The following is a 1,855-nucleotide window of genomic DNA, read 5'->3' as shown; positions in this document are numbered from 1 at the left end:
ACGTGCGCGTATACCAATTCCGCCACATCCGCTTCCGAGCCTAACCATCATAGCGACAGAAGGGTGGAGTTGTTAAGGGCATTGGCCATTTTGCAGCCGACGGCTTGTCCTGCCTTGTTGACATACTCCCCATGCCTGAAAGTTAATCCTCTGTCCAGAAACGCTCGGAAAGATATTTGTCAGCCCCGTCGCAAAAGATGGTCACCACCACTCCAGAGGAGAGCTGACGGGCCACCTCTAGGGCTGCCACCACATTGGCGCCGGCAGAGATGCCCACCAGCAGGCCTTCTTCCAACGCCAAGCGCTTGACCATTTTCTGGGCTGCTTCTGTGGAGATCTCAATGTGCTGGTCAGGCAGGGTGGGATCGTAAATCTCGGGTTTTAGAGCTGTGGCCATGTGCTTGAGCCCTTCCAGGCCATGGAAGGGAGAGTCGGGCTGCATGGCAATGATTTGGATATCCGGGCGATACTCTCGCAGGCGCCGCCCCACCCCCATACAGGTGCCGCTGGTGCCTAGCCCGGTAACAAAATGGGTGACCTGCCCCTGGGTTTGCTCCCAAATCTCCACCCCAGTGGTTTCGTAGTGGGCTTGCCAGTTGGCGGGGTTGCTGTACTGGTCAGGGTAGAAATAAAGCTCGGGGTTTTCCGCATAGAGGGCGCGGGCTTTCTCGATGGCCCCATCGGATCCCAGAGCGGGATCCGTCAGAACCAAGTCCACGCCATAGGCAGCCAGGATCTTCTTGCGCTCCGGGCTGGCGTTGGCGGGAAGAGCCAGCTTGACCTTGTAGCCCAAGGCGGCCCCGATCCAGGCATAGGCGATGCCGGTGTTACCGCTGGTGGCATCGAGGATGATCTTGCCGGGGGTAAGCTTGCCCTGGCGTTCGCCGGTTCGAATCATGTTGAGGGCCGGGCGATCCTTGACTGAACCCCCAGGGTTGTACCACTCTGCCTTGCCGTATACTCGTACCGATTCGGGCAAATCGGCAGCAACCCGCCGCAGACGGATCAGCGGTGTTCCCCCCACCAGCTCAATAGGGCTATCCACAGCAGGGAGCAACGGGCGAGAAGAAAATGCAGTCGGATACAAGGGGGATCCCTCGCTAGACAGGCATCGGCTGGACAACCATTGCTCATCTTACCCCGGTCTTTCCGGCCTCTTGGGAGCTTTTTAGTTTCCCCCTCCTGCCCAAGTTCTGGCTAGGCTCCAAGTAGGCTCTAAGATGGGGGTAGAAAAGTGGGATTTTCCCACAGCAGGATGACGCGGAGGGGCATGGCAGAAATTGGGATTGTGACTGCCCAGCAGTTTGATCGGCGACGGGGCCAGATCCATGTCTACGACGGCGAGGGCAAAGGCAAGTCCCAGGCGGCCCTAGGGGTTGTGCTGCGTTCCATTGGCTTGGGGATCGAAAAGGCGGCCCCCAGCCGGGTGTTGCTGGTGCGGTTTCTCAAGGGGCCAGGCCGAACCTATGCTGAGGATGCGGCCATTGCGGCTCTGCAGCGAGGCTTCCCCCATCTCATCGATCAATTGCGCACCGGGCGGGGAGAGTTTTTCGGCCCAGATGAGATCACCAAGTTTGACCGTCAGGAGGCCCGCCGCGGTTGGGATGTGGCCAAAGGGGCTTTGGCGTCGGGGTTTTACTCGGTGGTGGTGCTGGATGAGCTCAACCCGGTGCTGGATCTGGGCCTGTTGCCTGTGGAGGAGGTGGTCAGTACCCTCAAGCAAAAGCCGGAGGCCATGGAGGTGATCATCACCGGGCGCGGCGCTCCCAAGGAAATTATCGACCTGGCGGATTTGCACTCGGAAATGCGCAGTGTCCGGCGGGCGACGGATCCCCAAAACGGCCAACCCCCTTGC

The 1,855-nt window shown here is 59.7% G+C and carries 2 protein-coding genes; one reads left to right on the top strand and one right to left on the bottom strand.

Going from position 1 to position 1,855, the window contains the following annotated elements:
* Positions 1–142: 142 nt before the first annotated feature.
* A complete protein-coding gene (locus tag NW856_RS13380) occupies positions 143–1,087 on the bottom strand; it encodes a PLP-dependent cysteine synthase family protein (protein WP_414400654.1) in 945 nt (314 codons plus the stop codon).
* A 183-nt stretch (positions 1,088–1,270) separates the two neighbouring features.
* Here NW856_RS13380 and NW856_RS13375 point away from each other — a divergent pair.
* Positions 1,271–1,855: cob(I)yrinic acid a,c-diamide adenosyltransferase (locus tag NW856_RS13375; RefSeq protein ID WP_414400653.1), on the top strand; the 585-nt coding region annotated here is incomplete at its 3' end.

Source organism: Synechococcus sp. R3-13, assembly GCF_047462195.1.
Classification (GTDB): domain Bacteria; phylum Cyanobacteriota; class Cyanobacteriia; order Thermostichales; family Thermostichaceae; genus Thermostichus.
This window is presented reverse-complemented; position numbering and strand designations above follow the sequence as displayed.